Source organism: Flintibacter faecis (assembly GCF_014287875.1).
Classification (GTDB): domain Bacteria; phylum Bacillota; class Clostridia; order Oscillospirales; family Oscillospiraceae; genus Lawsonibacter; species Lawsonibacter faecis_A.
The window spans coordinates 171,988-187,383 of sequence record NZ_JACOPN010000007.1 but is presented as its reverse complement, the minus strand read 5'-3'; the positions used below and the strand labels follow the sequence as shown (position 1 = coordinate 187,383).

Here is a 15,396-nt window from a genome sequence, read left to right as displayed (position 1 = left end):
TCTCTCATCCATTATGGAGTAAGGCTCGACGTAGACTATGTCGTTGATAGGTCGGAGGTGGAAGTGCCGTGAGGCATGGAGCTGACCGATACTAATAAGCCGAGGGCTTGACCTACAAAAGCTATGAAGAAATACGCAGGCGCTTGTAAGCGATGGAAAGGTTTGTTTCACTGTTCGGTTTTCAGGGTGCAGGATCGCGCATCCCAAACTCAAATCAGAGCCCAGCGAAGCGAGTCTGATTTGAAGAGGAAGCACAACGAAATGAGTGAGCTTTCACCGGAGGTGGAAGCGAAGGATATGGAGTTTGTGCTGACGACGCGCCTTTAGCTCAGTTGGTAGAGCAACTGACTCTTAATCAGTGGGTCCCGGGTTCGAATCCCTGAAGGCGCACCATCTGGCCCGTTGGTCAAGCGGTTAAGACGGCGGCCTCTCACGCCGCAAACATGGGTTCGATTCCCGTACGGGTCACCAGTCGAAAACAAGCTATGGATCGCTCGCTTCCGTGTAAACACGAAAGCTCGCTCCCACCGCTGTTTTCTCGTTTCAAATTTCAAACGCTGCGCTGGTTTGAAATTTGAGTAAGTAAGACAAAGCGCAAAAAATTAAGTTGGTATTGATTAGGGCGAGGGTCCACCCGTTCCCATTCCGAACACGGAAGTTAAGCTCGCTTCTGCCGAAAATACTTGCCTGGAGACGGGCCGGAAAGATAGGTAATGCCAACACAAGGGTCTGGTCGACCAGGCCGGACCCTTTCACATTCCTCAATAGCTCAGTCGGTAGAGCATGCGGCTGTTAACCGCAGGGTCGTTGGTTCGAGTCCAACTTGGGGAGCCAAAGCGGCTTGTCGCCAGAACGACGGCAAGCCGCTCTTTCAAGAAATAAGTTTGAACGGTTTGGGCCTTTAGCTCAGTTGGTTAGAGCAGCCGGCTCATAACCGGTCGGTCCACGGTTCGAGCCCGTGAAGGCCCACCACATAGGGGTATAGCTCAGCTGGTAGAGCAGCGGTCTCCAAAACCGCGTGCCGAGGGTTCGATTCCTTCTGCCCCTGCCATTGTAAATTACGGTTCTTCCGTTTTCATAGATTTAAATGGCTCGGTAGTTCAGTTGGTTAGAACGCCGGCCTGTCACGCCGGAGGTCGAGGGTTCAAGTCCCTTCCGAGTCGCCATTTATTTGCTGCTATAGCTCAGTCGGTAGAGCGCATCCTTGGTAAGGATGAGGTCGGCAGTTCGAATCTGCCTAGCAGCTCCACAAAAACCTTGAAGTCATTTGGCTTCAAGGTTTTTCTTTGGTTCTACGTCAATAGTTGGGGTAGAGAAAAAGTAAATCATCTCAAGCAGTGTCGGGAGGATTCCCGGCACTGCTTTCATGCGTGGCAAAACAGGATGCGTCTTCTGAAATTGGAGAAATTACGCATACCAAAGCAAACACGTTTCAGGACCTTTGTTTTGTTGTTGCATCCTTCGATGAAACCGTTTGACCAAGGGACATCCATGGAGTTCAAAATCTCGTGGAACCAGTTGCGATATGCTTTGGCACAATCGGAAAATTCGGGCAGATCCATTGCCTCAACGGTTCCCAGCCAATCAATGAGTTTCGGTTTTCCTTCCACAGATGATTTAGATCGTATCCCGTCAAGAAACTCATTTTTCAGTCGGTACGCATCCGCAAGCCTGGGCGCAATTTCAAACATCAGGGCCAGCCGCTCCATTTCTTCTGTCGAGAGTTTTTCCATTGGTTTCATCAGAAGACATCTGGATTTTTTGAAGTATTTTCGGAATCTGGAGGAGAGTCTCTTTTGTTCGTTTTTTCTGACACGTTCCATGGCCCAATAGACCTGGCAGCGTCCAGTTTGTGACTTGGGAGTGGGACTTCGACCGAGAGGGCGTCCATCACGGACATTATTTTCAGGACGACTACGAAGCCGCCAAGCGGGATTTCACCGTCCGCAGCAATCTCGTTCCAAAAGGCGCCCTTTTCGAGCCGGAGCAGCTTACGGAGATCTACCGCGCGCTGGCGTTCGTCCGCGAGCAAGACGAAACCCTTTCGTGCGGACGGGATCAGGAGCTGGCGGAGCTCATGGACCAGGTCGGCGGACTGCTGCCCCCGACTACGGCAAGTACATGATCCGCCAGTCCGGTCACTTCGACTATGACGAAAATCTCGACGCTTTTTATGACTATGAGAAGTACGGCACGGAGCGCATGAATGAGGAGGACGGGATGTTCACTGACCGTGGCTATGTTGCCTACAAGGGCTTTTTTCGCATGGAAGAAGTGATGAACGGCAGCCAGAGCAGCCGCATGGCGATGGGAGGGCTTTCACGATGATCATTCGGGCGGAACTGAAGTGTAAGCAGACCGGGTGCGAGGCAGACCCCTGTGCCGTGGATATTGATAGCTGTGTTTATTAGTTTGGGAGCGTTGAAGTTTATTGTATAAGTTTATAGGTTGCGCACACGGTCACCTCGTACCTCAATTTGCTTCATTGTTTTTTCTCCATTACTCTGTTTATTTATCTGTTTGCATGCAGGAAATTCTATATTTTTGAATCATCTTGAAAAGCATGGATAAAAATTCATCTTTTCCATGTGTCAGGAATTTGAAACTGATCTTGTAAGTACCTTCCCGTGTGTACAGCCGCAGCTTCATCCATTCCGCTTTTTCCGTTTTTTTCACTGCAGCCATTTCGATTCTTTGGATGTTTCTCCAGTAAAGTTCACGTTTTCTGTGCAGTGGGTATTTGATGGTCATTTTTTCCTGTGAATACCGGATATTTGTATTGAGCATCACGACCAGGAACACGATACTGATGACTCCGCAGACAGGTGCAAACCAAAGCGCAAACCTCTGGGAGAAATCACCCTGCAGAAACTGCTGTATGATGCTGTTCTCCGCTGCTGCGGGCACCAGAATTGCCATATAAATCAGGAGAATGCCGATGCCCATAGCTGCCAGAAGATAATACTCGGAGCCATAGCGCAGAATACATTTTTGCGGTTCTTCGTACATATGGGAACGATAGTATCGTCCGATTCCGCGAAGTACAAAGGTGCGTCCTGCGTACAGGGTATCAAATATGCCGACCAAAACCGCCAGAAACGGAAAAAGCCCTGTGCCGCGTTCAATACGCAGCACAGAGCTTTCCTATGTCTCATTTCAGATATTCCTCAAAGAACGCTTTCAGCTTTCCAAACGGAATGATGTCCATCTGATCGTAAAGGTCAGTGTGATTTGCACCGGGGATCATGAGCAATTCCTTGTTATCGCCGGTCAACTTGCTGTATGCTGTCTCACTGAAATAGCGGGAGTGCGCCTTTTCCCCGTGTACCAGCAGCACGGCAGAGCGGATCTCGCTGCTGTATTGCAGGATCGGCATATTCAGGAACGACAGCGAAGACGTCACATTCCAGCCGCCGTTGGAGTTTAAGCTGCGGGGATGGTAGCCTCGGGGCGTCTTATAGTAGGCGTAATAGTCCTTCACAAACTGCGGCGCATCCTCCGGCAGCGGATCAACTACGCCACCCGCCAGCGCGTAGCTGCCGTTTTTATAGTCCTCGGTGCGCTGCGTATTCAGCGCTTTTCGCTTTTCAAAACGTGCCTGCTCAGAATCCTCACTGTCAAAGTAGCCGGTGGCAGTCGCACGGGTCAAGTCGTACATGGTCATAGCCGCAGTCGCCTTGATGCGGGTGTCAATGGCAGCGGCGTTGATCGCCATGCCGCCCCAGCCGCAGATACCGATGATACCGATGTGCTCAGCGTCCACATTCTCCTGCACGGAGAGGAAGTCCACCGCTGCGCAGAAGTCCTCGGTGTTGATGTCCGGCGATGCGACATAGCGGGGCATACCGCCGCTTTCGCCGGTGAAGGACGGGTCGAAGGCAATCGTCAAAAAGCCAAATTCCGCCATTTTCTGCGCATACAGGCCGGAGGACTGCTCCTTCACCGCACCGAACGGACCACTGACGGCAATAGCGGGCAGCTTGCCCTCTGCGCCCTTCGGCGTGTACAGATCCGCCGCCAGTGTGATGCCGTAGCGGTTATGAAAGGTCACTTTTTTGTGATCCACCTTGTCGCTTTTCGGGAACACCTTGTCCCATTCCTGTGTCAGATTCAGTTTTTCCATATTCAGACCTCCTTGGCTGTTGCCTTAAAATATGCTGTATTGTCCACGGCTTCCAACCATTCATTGGAGGTTTCGTCCCCCGGAACCTCTGCCGCCAGATGAGAGAACCAGCTATCCGGTGCAGCGCCGTGCCAGTGCTTTACGCCAACAGGGATATTTACCACATCGCCGGGGCGCAGCTCCTGTGCCGGTTTGCCCCATTCCTGATAGTAACCATGCCCGGCTACGCAGACGAGGATCTGTCCGCCGCCGCTTTTGGCGTGATGAATATGCCAGTTGTTACGGCAGCCCGGTTCAAAGGTCACATTGTAAATACCGACCTGTTGCGTAGAAAGAGGTGCGAGATAACTTTGTCCGATAAAGTATTTCGCAAAGGCGTCATTGGGTGCGCCGATGGGAAAGACCATTTCATTCTGATGCTTGGCTTTTGCATCGGTGGCATCGTTCTCTGCCCATACCTCCTTTGCCATACGGAAGGCCGCCCACGCCTTGGGCCAGCCCGCATAAAATGCCGCGTGGGTCAGGATCTCCGCAATTTCCATTTTGGTCACACCGTTGTTCTTTGCAGTTGTCAGGTGGTACTGAAAGGACGAATCCGTCAACCCCTGCGCCATCAGCGCCACCACTGTTACAATGCTGCGGTCCCGCAGGGAAAGCTTGTCTTCCCGGCTCCACACCTGCCCGAACAGCACATCATCATTCAATTCCGCAAATTTGGGAGCAAATGCCCCCAGAGCCTCTCTGCCTGCCGTTTGTTTGACTGCCATGGCTCACACCTCCTTGCCCATCTGATAAGCCTGCTCCAGCGCAGGATGTCCGGCGATCTCACCAGCGCCGTTCACACCGCCTGCAAACACTGTGCCAACCAGCGCACAGCGGGGGAAACAGTCCACCCAGCCCTGCACAGCCTTCTCTGTGCCCGCAAAAGTCTCCGGTGCGTCCTCTGCCGCCGTTGCAAGCAGATAGGCTTTCTTAAAGGCGTAGTCCGTATCGAACAGCGGGTTGGCACGGTCCAGCATCGTCTTGAGCTGACCGCTGACGCAGTAATAGTAGACAGGCGTTGCGAACACCAACACATCCACATCGTGCATTTTGGCGGCAATTTCCACGGCATCGTCCTGGATGACGCAGTGCCCCAGCTTCAGGCAGGCAAGACAGCCCTTGCAGAAGCCAACCTGCTTTTCCCGCAGAAACACAGTCTCTACCTGATGACCAGCTTCCTGCGCACCCTTGGCAAAGGCTGCCGCCAACGTCTCCGAATTCCCACCCTTGCGGGGACTGGACGATATGATCAGAACCCTCTTACTCATAGTAAGCTCCTTTTCCTCTTGAAAATATTTGTTTTTCTGCTATACTGAGTACGATAAGACATGAACCTAACTTTAGGTCAAGAGTTTTTTAAAAAATTTTTTAGGAGCATTTTATGTACATGATCGGACAGGTGGCAGAGATGTTTGATCTGCCCATTTCCACACTACGCTATTATGACAAACAGGGGCTTTTTCCGAACATGGAGCGGGTGTCCGGCATCCGCAGATTCAGCGATCAGGAGATTGAGGCGCTCCGAGTCATCGAGTGTCTGAAAAAGGCCGGCATGGAGATCAAGGACATTCGGCAGTTCATGGACTGGTGTGCAGAAGGGCCGACCACCTATCCCCAGCGCAAAGCCATGTTTGAGGAGCGGAAAGCCCACATGGAAGCAGAGATCGCGCACATGAACCGGGCGCTGGATATGCTGAAATTCAAATGCTGGTACTATGAACAGGCGATCCAAGACGGCAGCGAGGACAGACTAAAGGCACTGATTCCTGACCGCTTGCCGGAGGGGATCCGAAAAGCATACGAAAACGCGCATCGCTAAAATAGATGGATAATTTATGGAGCCAATAATTCTTTCTTTTGAAATTATTTCATTGGCGCGTGAATTTTCTCGATAACGGATAACCCAACAACGGCAAACGATGTCTTGCAGAGTGGTTGCTAAACGGCGGCAGAAAAAAGTGAAAAAACGGCCTTACAAAAGAAAACCGAAATCAACTCTGACCGCCTATGAAAAAGAGCCACACTCTGATGTGCTGGATCGCCCAGTCATCGGAATGTGGCTTTTTCGATTTCTAATTGTCTGCACCGCTGTTTTTCTTGTCATGCTTTATGCAAGGTTGTCATTGGAGCGTACAGAGTATGATCAAGATACTTTTCCTCTGTCACGGCAATATTTGCAGAAGCCCGATGGCCGAGTTTATTATGAAAGATTTGGTGAAGAAGGTAGGTTTAGAACAGAAAATCATTATCGAATCGGCAGCTACCAGCACCGAAGAGATTGGAAATCCTGTCTATCCACCGGCCCGCCGCAAGCTGGCCGAGCATGGGATCGACTGCTCTGGCAAGAGGGCACGCCAGCTTCAGAACAGCGACTATGAGAAATATGATCTGCTGATCGGGATGGATCGCGCCAATCTACGGGATATGTATCGGATCTGCGGCGGCGATTTTGCTGACAAAATGCATCTGCTAATGGACTTCACCGACCACCCCGGCGAAGTGGCTGATCCATGGTACACTGATGATTTCGATACAACTTGGCGGGATGTGGAGGAAGGATGCCGAGGGGTGCTTTCCCAAATTATTCACAAGGTATTGATATGCGGATAAGCTGATTATCAAGAAAAATTAGTGAGACAAAATACATTGAAATATAATTTGCACATAGAAATTAGTTGTAAGATGTGGATATATTCAGATTTCCAGAATAGAATAGGAATCAGTATTCTGATGTGTTATGCTTTTCTACATTGACTTTTGAAGAGATTATGTTATTATTTTGACAACCTTTAACCGTTTCTAATGGAAACAAGAGCCGCACCACACCAGAATCTGAGCAGAGCAGGTGAATCACAATGGACGGATCTAATTTTTATGACCAACCAACCGAAATTTTCCGGCTATTTTCAGGCCTTCCTTGCCGCGCTGATGACATTCACCTGCGGCATGAGCGCCTTCATCCGCCAGTGGTTCATTGACAAGCGGGAATCCATCCTGGGCGTGGCCATCGCCTGCATCGGGTTTGGCGGCGCTGCTGGCACCTGGCTGTTCGGCGTGCTGCTGCTGCCCACCCTGGCCGAGCAGCAGGGGGACTGGACCGTGCCCCTGCTGCTGGCCATCGGCATGATGGTGGTGGCCATTATCATGGGCCTGCTGGCCATGCAGCTGGCCCCCATGCGCAAGCTGCACGGGGAAGATGCCAACGCCTGAGCGGGGCAGACCACTCAGAAAACCCATTGCCGCGCATCCCATGGATGCGCGGCAATTTTAAACTCCGGACAGGGCCCGGTTCAGGGCTGCACCGGGAAAGAAGAAATGAGGTTTATATGGAAGCGTTGTTAGAAGAACTTTTGGAGCAGTGCCGCCCCTACGCCCGCCAGGGAAAGGTGGCCACCTACATCCCCGAACTGGCCAAGGCCAATCTGGACGACCTGGGCATCTACGTGCTGCGCAGCGACGGGCAGCACTTTCACGCCGGAGACTGGAACAAGCCCTTTGCCATCCAGAGTGTTATCAAGCCCATCCTGCTGCTGCTGGCCCTGATGGACAACGGGGAGGAGTATGTCCGCTCCCGGGTGGGGGTGGAGGCCACCGGCAAGCCCTTTGACGCCATCAATGTGACCGACCAGACCCTGCTCAGCGACCACCTGAACCCCATGGTGAACATGGGGGCCATCGCCATCTGCGGGCTCATTCATGGGGCCAGCTATGAGGAGAAGTTCCAGCGTCTGCTGGAGCTGACCCGGAAGCTGGCGGGAAACCCGGACATCCAGCTGGACCAGGACGTGTACCTGTCGGAAAAGCACACCGGCTACAAAAACCGGGCCCTGGCCTTTCTGCTGAAAACCTACGGAATGCTGGAGGACGACGTGGAGGAGGTGCTGGACTTCTACTTCAAGGCCTGCTCCATCTCGGTGACCAGCCAGGATCTGGCGGTGATCGGGTCGGTGCTGTCCAGCCACGGCACCCTGCCCGACTCCGAGGAGCGGGTCTTTGACCGGGAGTACGGCAACTACGTCAACGCCATCCTCATGACCTGCGGTATGTACGACGGGTCGGGGGCCTTCGCAGTGAACGTGGGCGTCCCCGCCAAAAGCGGCGTGGGAGGCGGCATCATGGCGGTGGTGCCCACCCGGATGGGCATTGGCATCTTCTCCCCCGGCCTGGACGAGAAGGGAAACAGTCTGGCGGGGATCCAGCTGCTGGAGCGTTTATCTAATCGGCTTTACCTAAGTATTTTTTAGAGTTTGGTAATTCAAAATTGTTTGTTACTAGCCTGTGCGTCACGTAAATGGAACCCGTTTTTCGAACATTTTTATCGAAAAAGATAGTACAAATTATCTGCATAACGAAGGTGAAGCAAACCATGAAAAATGAGGTAAGCAAGCTGGAGGGTCACTAAGAAGATCCTTGTATTAGAGGAAAAGAACAGATGCCGTCCAAGCAGCCAAAGGAACTCTGGAAGCATAGCAGTTTATGCCCTGCAACTTGAAGTTCGTTTCTATTCGTACGAAGGAAACTTCTATTTTCAGGATGATGAATACGTCCCCGATATAGCGGGGCAGATAAGGCAAAAGAGAAACGTACAGCATTGTCTGAAGTGACCCCGAAAAGTTAGACAATATTTTGAAGTTTCTTGACAGACTCCAACAATTCAGGCTTCTTAAATGACATTGCCCCTGCGACAGCGTATGGAACGCTCTGCCGCAGGGGCGTTTCCGTTTTATTTGGGTTCCGCCTAAAGGATTGCCTCTACCAGCCCTTGCAATACCTTGTCAACGCTGGCTTGATAGCGGATGTCCAGGTGCTGTATCTTGCCGACTGTCTCATTCCAGGCCCCGGCATCTACAGACCGTCCATACAGGAGATAATCGCTGCTGCACGACAGGACCCGGCATACTGTCATCAGGGAATCCAGGCTGAACGTGGAATCGCCCAGCTCAATATTGGCGAGAAAGCGGGGACTGAGGGAACATAGTTCCCCCAACTGCTCTCTGGTATATCCCGCCTGCTCCCGCTTTTCCCGGAGCCTGCGGCCGATCTGGGTTTTCACGGCATCAGTCAAGAATATCACCTCAGAGCGGCCTGGCGGTGAATCTGTACGGGCCGCCGGGCACAGGCAAGACCATGGCCGCCCACGCCATCACCAGCGCCCTGGAGAAGCAGATGATCTGCGTGGACTATGCGGAGATCGAGTCAAAGTACGTGGGGGAGACCTCCAAAAATTTAAGCCGCCTGTTTCAAACGGCGAAGGAGCAGGACACGGTCATCTTTTTTAAGGAAGGGCAACTGCTGCCTTATTCCGGGCAGGGAGAGGAGCAGCGCTATCTCACCGGGACCTTCGTCACGGGCTGCGAGGCGCTCTTTTTGCAGGAGGGCGCGGCGACGAAGCAGGAATTTGCCCAGGTATGTGCCCAGGCGGACGCGGTCCGCAGACTGGGCCTGAGCGGACGGCGGCTGGCATCTCTGGTCCTGGAGCGGCTGCTGGCCAGGGGCGAGGTGGAGAAGGTGGAGCTGGCTGACCTGGGGGAGGACCTGTACGTGGCCAAAAACCAGCGGAGCGACGCAAAAATGACCCGCCGGGAGATCAGCCTGGACTAGTGCCAATTTATCCTTGCCACCGCCATCCCGACAGATTATAATGTGGAAAAAGACCATATTGGGAGGGCGGACCATGAAGAAAGTTTTTGCGGCGGCTGCGGCGCTGGCCCTGTGTACCGGGCTTTTGGCGGGATGCGGAGAGAAGAGCAGCGGGGAGAGGATCGACGGCGGACTGGCGGACAGTCTGCCCATCGACCTGGAGTTTTCCAGCGGCGTGGGGGCCTGGGGCACGGGTCTGACCCTGGCGGCGGACGGCTCCTTCTCTGGGGAGTACCACGATTCTGACATGGGGGACAGCGGGGACGACTACCCCGACGGGACCGTGTACCTGTGCAATTTTTCCGGGAAGTTTACGGATATCAAGCAGCTGGACGACCACAGCTATTCCCTGACCTTGGAGGAGCTCTCCAGCGACTATGAGCAGGGCAAGGAGTGGGTGGAGGACGGCGTGCGCTACGTCTCCTCGGAACCCTATGGTGTGGAGCAGGGAAAGGATTTCATTCTCTATCTGCCCGACACACCCACAGATGGCCTGAACGAGGAGTTCCTCTCCTGGTGGCCCGGCCAGTATCAGGAGGATCAGGCGGACACGCTGGACTTCTATGGCCTCTATAACGTGGATATGGGCTACGGCTTCTTCGGCTGACAGACAACAAACGCCCCCGGCTCACCGGTTTCGGGACCAGTGAGCCGGGGGTGCTTTTGCAAAATCTTCTTGCAACTTCCCACAGGATACAGTAAAATGATTGCGCTGTTTACAAGATACAAAAGCGAGATCGTTTTTCAACGGATGGGACAGAAAGGGGGAGCACCATGACGGCCTATTACAGCGCGATGATCTATCTCACCTGCTTTGCCATGGGCATCATGGCCCTGATCGTCCAAAGCAGTGACTGGCTGGACCGGGAGAAGCAGCGGCAGTTTCAGGTGATTTTTGCCACAGTGGTGGCCGCTGCCGGGGCGGAGTGGCTGACCGTGCTTCTGGACGGCAGCGGCCCCGGGCTGCGGTGGCTGCACCTGGGGGTGAAGGTGCTGGAGCTGTCTATCGCCCCCTTTGTGGCGGTGGAATTTCTCCGGGCCCTGGACGCGGAGGGCCGGGCCAGGCAGCTGAAATGGCTGCTCATCGTCCACGTAGCGGTGGAGCTGGCCGCCGCCCCCTTCGGCCTGATCGTGGCCTTTGACGAGCGCAATGCCTATTACCACGGGGAGCTTTATTGGATCTACGTGGCGGTCTATTTCACCGCCGCCCTGGTGTTCATCTGGGAGGGGGTGTGCTTTAGCCGCCGGAACCAGGCCGCCGGGGGCAATATCATGGCCCTGATCCTGCTGTTTTTTGTCAGTGGGGTGGGAATGCGCCTGTGCAACCGGCAGATCCGGGCGGACTATCCCTGCCTGGCCTTTGCGGTGATGTTCACCTATTTATATTACTCCGGCGTGGTGCAGAACACCGATGCCCTTACCGGGCTGCGCAACCGCCGGGGCTATGACAGCCGGCTGGCCCGCCTCCGCTGCCCGGTGACCCTGCTGATGATGGACGTGAATCGCTTTAAAGAAGTGAACGACCACTATGGGCACCAGCGGGGGGATCAGGTGCTCCAGACCATCGCCCGGGCCATGCACCAGGCCTATGGCCGGGAGGGCCAATGCTACCGCATCGGCGGGGACGAGTTCTGCGTCATCTTTGACGGGAACCGGACACAAGCCCAGGCCCGGACAGAGCAGTTCAAGACCCTGCTGGCGGCGGAGCGGGAGAAGCTGCCCTGTCTGCCCGATGTGGCCGTGGGAATGACCCCCTTCGACCCGGCAGAGACCGACGCGGGCAGCGCCATCAAACGGGCCGACCGGGAGATGTATGAAAATAAGACCGCCGGAAAATAAGCAAACAGGGTGCCGCGCTGAGGCGGCACCCTGTTTTTGTGATGGGGATAAAGGGGAAAACGTTCAGAAGATGATCCCATATTTGCGGATGCGGTATTGCAGGCTCTGGCGGAGGATGCCCAGGGCCTGGGCGGTCTGGGAGATGTTATAGCCGCAGCGGTCCAGGGCCTGGGTGATGACCTCCTTCTCATAGTCGTCCATCAGGGCCTGGAGAGAGGTGTGGGAGAAGTCGATATGGCCGGAGGGGGTGAGAGGAGCGCTCTGCCGGGGAGCGGGGGCCTGGTTCTTGCGGAGATAGGCGGGCAGATGCTCCACCGTCATCACATCGCTGTCGGCCACGTTCTGGGCGTAGTCCAGCACATGGAACAGCTCCCGCACGTTGCCCGGCCAGCGATAGGCCCGCAGCAGCTGATAGACCTGGGGCTGGATGCGGGTGATGCGGTGGACATACTGAAAGGCGGTCTGCTCCAGGTGGTACCAGGTCAGCTGCTCCAGGTCCTCCAGGTGCTCCCGCAGGGGGGGCAGCTCAATGATGACGGAGGACAGGCGGTAGAACAGGTCCCGGCGGAACTTGTTCTCCTCCACCGTCTGGAAGGGGTCCTCGTTGCAGGAGGAGATGATGCGCACGTCCAGCTCCAGATCTTTTTTGCCGCCCACCCGGCGGAAGGTGCGCTCCTGCAGCACCCGCAGCAGCTTGGACTGCATGACCAGACTCATGGAATTCAGCTCGTCCAGAAACAGGGTGCCGCCGCTGGCCTCCTCAAAATAGCCGGCCTTGTCCTCGCTGCCGGTGAAGCTGCCCTTGGCCGTGCCGAAGAGCAGGCTTTCGATGAGGGTCTCCGGGATGGCAGCGCAGTTGATGGCCACGAATTTTTTCCCCGCCCGGGGGCTGGAGCGGTGGATGCTCTGGGCGAAGATCTCTTTCCCCGTGCCCGTTTCTCCCACCAGCATGACGGGGCTGTTCTGGGGGGCCACCCGCTGGGCCAGCTCTGCGGCGGAGCGGAGCTTTTCGCTGCCGCCGATGACGTTTTCAAAGGTATAGCCGGAGAAGCGGACGGGGGCGGCGCTGCCGGAGAAGTGCTTCAGCGCCTGGCGGGTGTCCTGGATGCTCTGATAATATTTTTGAATGGTCTCTTCCGTATGCTCAAACGTCACCGCACCGGACAGCTGACCGTTTTGAAAAATGGGGTAGGAGGTGTTAGCGCTGGCAATAAACGTGCCGTTGTCCACCGAGAACTGGTCCACCCGGTCGATGACCGGGGACTGGGTGCGCAGGGCGGTCATGGTGGTGCTCACCGTCTCCTCCAGGTCATACATGTCCAGCAGGTGCCGCCCGGTGATGTTCACGCCGCTGGGAATGTGGGAGATCTCCCGGCTGGCCTGATTGAAATAGACGGCGTGGGTGTTCTTGTCATAGATCTGCACGCCGAAGGGGAGCTGATCCAGGGCCCGGGTGTACAGAAACTCCGTGTTGGCGTTCCAGGACAGCAGCAGATATTGCTTTCCCTCCGGGGCGGGCAGCAGCAGATAGGCCAGCTGCTCCCCGTTCCACACCAGACTGCCGCCGGGGCGCTGGTCGGGCAGGGGCAGCACCTCAAAAATTTTGTGGCGCTGCTCCACCCAGTGCTCACACATGGGGCGATAGGGCAGGGCGGCGTGCTCCCCGCCCCAGGTCAGGCTGAGAAATTCCTCCCGGGGCCCGATGGTGAACAAGACATCAAATAAGTACAAGGGGCATCCTCCTTTGACACAGGGCCAGACGAGACAGAGCATTTTATGATAGAATTATATAGCGCGCGCCCCTGTTCGTCAAGAAAATGCAATTTATTTTTGCATACTGCAAAAACAAATTGCACATAAGAACGAACAGCGAAAAAGGACGGAGATGACGGGGAATGTGTCCCCACGAAACAAAGGGAGCAAGGTGGCAAGAAACTGGCGAATATGTACAGAATAGAATGCGCGGAATTGTATAAAATAAATAAAAAGAAAAAATTCAGGTGATTTTTTAAGAAATGGCACGGGAATTGCTGTATTTATAAAGCGTGTGGATAACACAGAAAGGAGAGTGTATGTAGGACGCGGCTGCGGCTTACATACGGGTGACACAACATGAAACATGAAACCAATCAGAAGCCGATCCGCTGGGATGTATTTATTCCCTGCTTTGCGGTCATCGGCGGCGCTGCCATTCTGGGCATCGTCAACAACGAGTGGCTGACCTCTGTGACCAACGCCATCTTCGGCTGGTCCCTGAGTACCTTCGGCTGGCTGTATCAGGTGGTGGCCATGGTCACGCTGGTCCTGGCCTGTATGCTGACCTTCAGCAAGGTGGGCAAGATCCGCTTCGGCGGCCCCGAGGCCAAGGCCAAGTACTCCTTCGGTTCCTGGTTCGCCATGACCCTGACCGGCGGTATCGCCACCGGCCTGATCACCTATGGCGTGAACGAGGTGCTGATCTACTTCGGCAACATCTACGGCGAGCTGGACGGCTATGGCATCGAGGCCCTGTCTGACGAGGCCGCCTGGTTTGCCATGGGCCGCTGCTTCTATAACTGGACCGTGATCCCCTATGCCATGTACGCCCTGTCCGGCGTGCTCATCGCCTATATGTACTTCAACCGCAAAAAGGACCTGACCGTGGCCGCCTCCCTCACCCCCCTGTTCGGCGACAAGGTCACCAAGGGCATCTGGGTGGTGCTCATCGATGTGCTGTCCGTGCTGGCCATCGCTCTGGGTCTGGCCGCCTCTCTGGGTGCCGGCCTGGCGCTGATCGGCACCGGTCTGTATGCCGCCTATGGCGTGGCCCAGGGCCCTGTGGTGTGGATCGTCCTCACCGCCATCATCACCGCCACCTTTACCATCGCCTCCGTGACCGGCATGGACAAGGGCATCAAGTGGCTGGCCGGTCTGACCTCCAAGATCTTCTATGTGCTGCTGATCCTGCTGTTCATCATCGGGCCCACCGTGTATATCCTGAACATGGCCAACGTGGGCCTGGGCTATTGGCTGGACCGCTTCTGGATGTGGGGCTTTGATCCCTATGTGGTGGGCGGCTCCGCCCTGGTCACCTGGTGGACCATGTATGACTGGGCCATCTGGATCGCCTACGCCCCCCTGATGGGCATCTTCTTCGCCATGATCGCCTATGGCCGCACCGTGCGCCAGTTCATGACCGTAAACTTCCTGCTGCCCGCCGGCTTTGGCTTTGTGTGGTTTGCCGTTTGGGGCAGCACCGCCCTGGACTGGCAGATCAGCGGCAAGGCCGACATCATTGCCGCCATCCAGGACGGCGGCGCTGTGGCCGGTATCTGGGAGTTCCTGAAGCATGTGCCGCTGGGCGCGATCATCATCCCCGTGGTCATCATCTCCCTCATCGCCGCCTTCTCTACCACCGCTGACACCATGTCCACCACCATCGCCGCCCTGTGCACCAAGGGCGCCCGCCACGACGAGGAGCCCGCTATGTGGCAGAAGATCGTCTGGGGCGTGTCCATCGGCGCCATTGCCTGCATCATGGTGGCCTTCGGCGGCGGCGCCCAGGGCGTGGACGGCGTGAAGTATCTGGCTGCCTGCGGCGGCGCGGTGGTCCTGATCGTGTTCATCCTTCAGGTGGCTGCCGCCATCAAGGTATTCTTCCTGGACCCCGAGACCAAGAAGGATATCGTGGACAGCGTGGACCAGATCGAGCAGTAAGTTTGGAGCATTGAAGTTAAGAAGTTGCTGTGCCGCCGCCTGGGAGAATGTGCTCC

17 protein-coding genes, 7 tRNA genes and 2 rRNA genes are annotated in these 15,396 nt (G+C 55.4%); 19 read left to right on the top strand and 7 right to left on the bottom strand.

Features of this window, described 5'->3' with window-relative positions; all coding sequences use genetic code 11:
• The 9 genes from H8S55_RS11040 to H8S55_RS11000 form a co-directional block, all read left to right on the top strand.
• Positions 1 to 115: ribosomal RNA gene (locus H8S55_RS11040) — 23S ribosomal RNA — on the top strand; the annotation flags it as partial.
• Positions 116 to 317: 202 nt separating this feature from the next.
• Positions 318 to 393: transfer RNA gene (locus tag H8S55_RS11035), tRNA-Lys, on the top strand.
• Between the two features lie 3 nt (positions 394 to 396).
• Positions 397 to 471, top strand: a tRNA-Glu gene (locus tag H8S55_RS11030).
• A gap of 135 nt (positions 472 to 606) precedes the next feature.
• A 5S ribosomal RNA gene (gene rrf / locus H8S55_RS11025) occupies positions 607 to 722 on the top strand.
• A 36-nt stretch (positions 723 to 758) separates the two neighbouring features.
• A tRNA-Asn gene (locus H8S55_RS11020) sits at positions 759 to 834 on the top strand.
• Positions 835 to 895: 61 nt separating this feature from the next.
• Positions 896 to 972 (top strand) — tRNA-Ile (locus tag H8S55_RS11015).
• A 3-nt stretch (positions 973 to 975) separates the two neighbouring features.
• Positions 976 to 1,051 (top strand) — tRNA-Trp (locus tag H8S55_RS11010).
• A gap of 38 nt (positions 1,052 to 1,089) precedes the next feature.
• Positions 1,090 to 1,166 (top strand) — tRNA-Asp (locus tag H8S55_RS11005).
• 7 nt (positions 1,167 to 1,173) lie between these two features.
• Positions 1,174 to 1,249 (top strand) — tRNA-Thr (locus H8S55_RS11000).
• A gap of 115 nt (positions 1,250 to 1,364) precedes the next feature.
• Here the strand turns inward: H8S55_RS11000 and H8S55_RS10995 are convergent.
• On the bottom strand, positions 1,365 to 1,823 hold the full coding sequence (locus H8S55_RS10995) for a transposase (protein WP_186879010.1): 459 nt from the start codon (positions 1,821 to 1,823) through the stop codon (positions 1,365 to 1,367).
• A 29-nt stretch (positions 1,824 to 1,852) separates the two neighbouring features.
• On the opposite strand from H8S55_RS10995, the gene H8S55_RS10990 reads away from it, so the two are divergent.
• Positions 1,853 to 2,125 (top strand): hypothetical protein, encoded by a 273-nt coding sequence (locus H8S55_RS10990; protein ID WP_186879009.1) that lies wholly within the window; start codon positions 1,853 to 1,855, stop codon positions 2,123 to 2,125.
• The gene (locus H8S55_RS10985; protein WP_186879008.1) at positions 2,122 to 2,328 is read left to right on the top strand and encodes a hypothetical protein; all 207 of its coding nucleotides are present in this window, start codon (positions 2,122 to 2,124) and stop codon (positions 2,326 to 2,328) included. Before H8S55_RS10990 ends, H8S55_RS10985 begins: the two co-directional genes overlap by 4 nt.
• 180 nt (positions 2,329 to 2,508) lie before the next feature.
• Here the strand turns inward: H8S55_RS10985 and H8S55_RS10980 are convergent, their stop codons facing one another.
• Genes H8S55_RS10980 through H8S55_RS10965 form a run of 4 tightly spaced genes read right to left on the bottom strand, consistent with a single transcriptional unit; the run spans position 2,509 to position 5,433 of the window.
• A complete protein-coding gene (locus tag H8S55_RS10980) occupies positions 2,509 to 3,135 on the bottom strand; it encodes a hypothetical protein (protein WP_186879007.1) in 627 nt (208 codons plus the stop codon).
• A 16-nt stretch (positions 3,136 to 3,151) separates the two neighbouring features.
• Positions 3,152 to 4,129 carry an alpha/beta hydrolase gene (locus H8S55_RS10975; RefSeq protein ID WP_207721843.1) on the bottom strand — a complete coding sequence of 326 codons (978 nt, stop codon included), beginning with the start codon at positions 4,127 to 4,129 and terminating at the stop codon, positions 3,152 to 3,154.
• Positions 4,126 to 4,890 carry a carboxymuconolactone decarboxylase family protein gene (locus H8S55_RS10970; RefSeq protein WP_186879005.1) on the bottom strand — a complete coding sequence of 255 codons (765 nt, stop codon included), beginning with the start codon at positions 4,888 to 4,890 and terminating at the stop codon, positions 4,126 to 4,128. Before H8S55_RS10970 ends, H8S55_RS10975 begins: the two co-directional genes overlap by 4 nt.
• A gap of 3 nt (positions 4,891 to 4,893) precedes the next feature.
• Positions 4,894 to 5,433, bottom strand: a complete 540-nt coding sequence (locus H8S55_RS10965) for a flavodoxin family protein (protein WP_186879004.1) — start codon at positions 5,431 to 5,433, stop codon at positions 4,894 to 4,896.
• 113 nt (positions 5,434 to 5,546) lie between these two features.
• On the opposite strand from H8S55_RS10965, the gene H8S55_RS10960 reads away from it, so the two are divergent.
• From H8S55_RS10960 to glsA, 4 genes are all read left to right on the top strand, one after another.
• Positions 5,547 to 5,984, top strand: coding sequence for a MerR family transcriptional regulator (locus H8S55_RS10960; protein ID WP_186879003.1), 438 nt, complete (start codon positions 5,547 to 5,549; stop codon positions 5,982 to 5,984).
• A 320-nt stretch (positions 5,985 to 6,304) separates the two neighbouring features.
• Positions 6,305 to 6,775, top strand: a complete 471-nt coding sequence (locus H8S55_RS10955; protein ID WP_186879002.1) for a low molecular weight protein-tyrosine-phosphatase — start codon at positions 6,305 to 6,307, stop codon at positions 6,773 to 6,775.
• A gap of 264 nt (positions 6,776 to 7,039) precedes the next feature.
• Complete coding sequence (locus H8S55_RS10950; protein WP_186879001.1) at positions 7,040 to 7,375, top strand: hypothetical protein; 336 nt, start codon at positions 7,040 to 7,042, stop codon at positions 7,373 to 7,375.
• Positions 7,376 to 7,491: 116 nt separating this feature from the next.
• Entirely contained in the window at positions 7,492 to 8,409 is a 918-nt protein-coding gene (gene glsA / locus H8S55_RS10945; RefSeq protein ID WP_186879000.1) for a glutaminase A, read from the top strand.
• Between the two features lie 494 nt (positions 8,410 to 8,903).
• Here glsA and H8S55_RS10940 read toward each other — a convergent pair whose 3' ends face one another.
• On the bottom strand, positions 8,904 to 9,230 hold the full coding sequence (locus H8S55_RS10940; protein WP_207721836.1) for a helix-turn-helix domain-containing protein: 327 nt from the start codon (positions 9,228 to 9,230) through the stop codon (positions 8,904 to 8,906).
• A gap of 26 nt (positions 9,231 to 9,256) precedes the next feature.
• On the opposite strand from H8S55_RS10940, the gene H8S55_RS10935 reads away from it, so the two are divergent.
• From H8S55_RS10935 to H8S55_RS10925, 3 genes are all read left to right on the top strand, one after another.
• Entirely contained in the window at positions 9,257 to 9,766 is a 510-nt protein-coding gene (locus H8S55_RS10935) for an AAA family ATPase (protein ID WP_207721835.1), read from the top strand.
• Between the two features lie 73 nt (positions 9,767 to 9,839).
• Positions 9,840 to 10,412, top strand: a complete 573-nt coding sequence (locus H8S55_RS10930) for a hypothetical protein (RefSeq protein ID WP_186878998.1) — start codon at positions 9,840 to 9,842, stop codon at positions 10,410 to 10,412.
• Positions 10,413 to 10,579: 167 nt separating this feature from the next.
• Entirely contained in the window at positions 10,580 to 11,644 is a 1,065-nt protein-coding gene (locus H8S55_RS10925; RefSeq protein ID WP_186878997.1) for a GGDEF domain-containing protein, read from the top strand.
• Between the two features lie 63 nt (positions 11,645 to 11,707).
• Here the strand turns inward: H8S55_RS10925 and H8S55_RS10920 are convergent, their stop codons facing one another.
• Positions 11,708 to 13,375, bottom strand: coding sequence for a sigma-54 interaction domain-containing protein (locus H8S55_RS10920; protein WP_243200571.1), 1,668 nt, complete (start codon positions 13,373 to 13,375; stop codon positions 11,708 to 11,710).
• 381 nt (positions 13,376 to 13,756) lie between these two features.
• On the opposite strand from H8S55_RS10920, the gene H8S55_RS10915 reads away from it, so the two are divergent.
• Entirely contained in the window at positions 13,757 to 15,340 is a 1,584-nt protein-coding gene (locus H8S55_RS10915) for a BCCT family transporter (protein WP_186878996.1), read from the top strand.
• The last annotated feature ends 56 nt before the right edge of the window (positions 15,341 to 15,396 follow it).